This is a genomic window from Methylobacterium variabile, assembly GCF_001043975.1.
Lineage (GTDB): Bacteria > Pseudomonadota > Alphaproteobacteria > Rhizobiales > Beijerinckiaceae > Methylobacterium > Methylobacterium variabile.
This window is the reverse complement of sequence record NZ_LABY01000408.1, coordinates 1-2,704: the sequence shown is the minus strand read 5'-3', so window position 1 is coordinate 2,704 and position 2,704 is coordinate 1. Positions and strand designations below refer to the sequence as shown.

General features: G+C 68.4%; 2 protein-coding genes. Both read right to left on the bottom strand.

Going from position 1 to position 2,704, the window contains the following annotated elements; genetic code table 11:
• Nucleotides 1-393 precede the first annotated feature (393 nt).
• The gene (gene rho / locus VQ02_RS33570) at nt 394-1,707 is read right to left on the bottom strand and encodes a transcription termination factor Rho (RefSeq protein ID WP_048448614.1); all 1,314 of its coding nucleotides are present in this window, start codon (nt 1,705-1,707) and stop codon (nt 394-396) included.
• A 605-nt stretch (nt 1,708-2,312) separates the two neighbouring features.
• The coding region (locus VQ02_RS33565) for a Smr/MutS family protein (protein ID WP_048448613.1) at nt 2,313-2,704 on the bottom strand (392 nt) is incomplete at its 5' end.

The window sequence follows — 2,704 nt, the reverse complement described above, 5'->3', positions numbered from 1 at the left end:
GGGCAGGGGACGGGGCCGGAGAGGGGCGGAGCCAGGAGGGCTTCGCGGTCGCGTGGCTAGCACGTTCCGCCGGCGGTGCCGAACGGCGGGACAGGCTGCGACATCACCCCGGCGGCTCGGCGGGTCTCGACAGGGCGTGCTCTCACGGCAGCGGCGAGGAGGGAGCATGGGGAAGCGGATTTCAGGGAGGCGTCATCCAGTCCCGTCGAGGCGCATCGCTCGCGACAACCCCTCCCGGACGACCGCCCTACGGCGATCCGGGTGCTGCATCTCCGCCACCACTGCGGGAGCGGCCGATGGATCGCCCGGCCGCTTCGTGGATCCCCTCAAACGAGAACGGCGCCCCTCCCGGGGCGCCGTGCAAGGATCGGGCGAGCGCGACCGGCGGCCGCGTCAGGTGTTCATCGAGTCGAAGAAATCGGCGTTGCTCTTGGTCTGACGCAGCTTGTCGAGCAGGAACTCGATCGCGTCGGTCACGCCCATCGGGTTGAGGATGCGGCGCAGGACGTAGGTCTTCTTGAGCGAGTCCGGCGGGACCAGCAGCTCCTCCTTGCGGGTGCCGGAGCGGGTGATGTCGATGGCCGGGAAGATGCGCTTGTCGGAGACCTTGCGGTCCAGGATGATCTCGGAGTTGCCGGTGCCCTTGAACTCCTCGAAGATCACCTCATCCATCCGCGAGCCAGTATCGATCAGCGCGGTCGCGATGATGGAGAGCGAGCCGCCCTCCTCGATGTTGCGGGCGGCACCGAAGAAGCGCTTGGGCCGCTGCAGGGCGTTGGCGTCGACGCCGCCGGTCAGCACCTTGCCGGAAGACGGCACCACGGTGTTGTAGGCGCGGCCGAGGCGGGTGATCGAGTCGAGCAGGATCACCACGTCGCGGCCGTGCTCGACCAGGCGCTTGGCCTTCTCGATCACCATCTCGGCGACCTGGACGTGGCGGGTCGCCGGCTCGTCGAAGGTCGAGGCGATCACCTCGCCCTTCACCGAGCGCTGCATGTCGGTGACCTCCTCGGGCCGCTCGTCGATGAGCAGGACGATGAGGTAGCACTCGGGGTGGTTCAGGGTGATCGACTGGGCGATGTTCTGCATCAGCACCGTCTTGCCGGTGCGCGGCGGCGCCACGATCAGGGCGCGCTGTCCCTTGCCGATCGGCGCGACGATATCGATGATCCGGGGCGAGAAGTCCTTGCGGGTCGGCTCCGGCAACTCAAGCTTGAAGCGCTGCGTGGGGAACAGCGGCGTCAGGTTGTCGAAGTGGACCTTGTGCTTGATCTTGTCCGGGTTCTCGAAGTTGATGGTGTTGACCTTGAGCAGCGCGAAGTAGCGCTCACCGTCCTTCGGGCCGCGGATCGGGCCCTCGACGGTGTCGCCGGTGCGCAGGCCGAAGCGGCGGATCTGCGTCGGCGAGATGTAGATGTCGTCGGGGCCGGGCAGGTAGTTCGAGTCGGAGGAGCGCAGGAAGCCGAAGCCGTCCTGCAGCACCTCGACCGTGCCGGCGCCGATGATCTCGACGTCCTTGGCAGCGAGCTGCTTCAGGATCGCGAACATCAGCTCCTGCTTGCGCATGGTCGAGGCGTTCTCGACCTCGACCTCCTCGGCGAAGGTCAGGAGCTCCGTGGGCGTCTTCGATTTGAGATCCTGCAGCTTCACCTCCCGCATCGCGGGAGCGGCCAGGGTCTCGGTCGGGGCGAGAGTGTCTTCGATCATGGGATATCGGGGTGCGGGGGCGAGGCTGGGGGGCGTCATGTCAGGGAATGGTCGTCAGCCGCAGGACACGGCGTTGAGCGGGAGCAACGGGATGGCCGAGGCGGGCACCGGTCGCGAAGTCGTCGCCTGATTGTCCCGGAGGTCGCGAGGGGGGCGTTGTCGGCCCGTGATGCGACGTGACGTGACGATGGAGGAGGGAACGACTTTATGTAACGGGTCCTCGCCGTCGACTCAAGTCCCCGGTGGGGAGAAGTGGGGACAGGCAGCGGCACCGCGGGATCGGAGGGAAACGGAGGAACCCGGCACGGTGCCCTGGCCGCGTCCAAAGCACGCCCGAACTATCGACGCGCTCATCTTCCTCACGCATTAACATTTGGAAAGTTCAGTCCCGGAGACACAACCGTAGATCACCGGCGCAGCGGTTCATCCGATCGGAAGGCTTGTTCCACACTCCGTTTTGATCGCCCCATCCCGTGTCCGTGTCGGGTCGAAGTGGGTCGGCTCTCGGCGGATTTCACGGGAGCAGTGGCCGGTTTGACAGCGAAAACCTGTGGCGGACCAGGAAGCTCGGCGGGAGAAGCGCTGGCCAGCCGACGCAAGTCTGCTCAGCGCCGCCGCAGGCGGATGTAGAGCGCGCCGCCACCGCCGTGGTGATGGGCGGCCTCCTCGAAGCCGAGGACCAGGGAACGCAGCTCCGGCAGGCGCAGCCAGTGCGGGACGCTGCGGCGCAACACGCCCCGCTCGGCGTACGGATCGTCCCCGCCCACCCCCTTGCCGGTAACGACCAGCACCACGGCGTGCCCGGCGGCCCGGGAGCGGTGCAGGAACCCGATCAGCGCCGCATGGGCCTCGGCCTGGCGCAGGCCGTGCAGGTCGATCACGGCGTCGACGCTGCGGGAGCCGCGGCGCAGCCCGGTGCGCACCCGGCGCTCCAGCGGCGCCAGGGGCGGCAGGGGGGCCGCCGGCGGCGGCGCGCTCGGCGCGGTGCTGCGGGCGG

Coding starts and splice junctions, on each gene's coding strand:
- rho (WP_048448614.1), bottom strand. CDS start 1,707: ATGATCGAAGACACTCTCGCCCCGACCGAGACCCTGGCCGCTCCCGCG.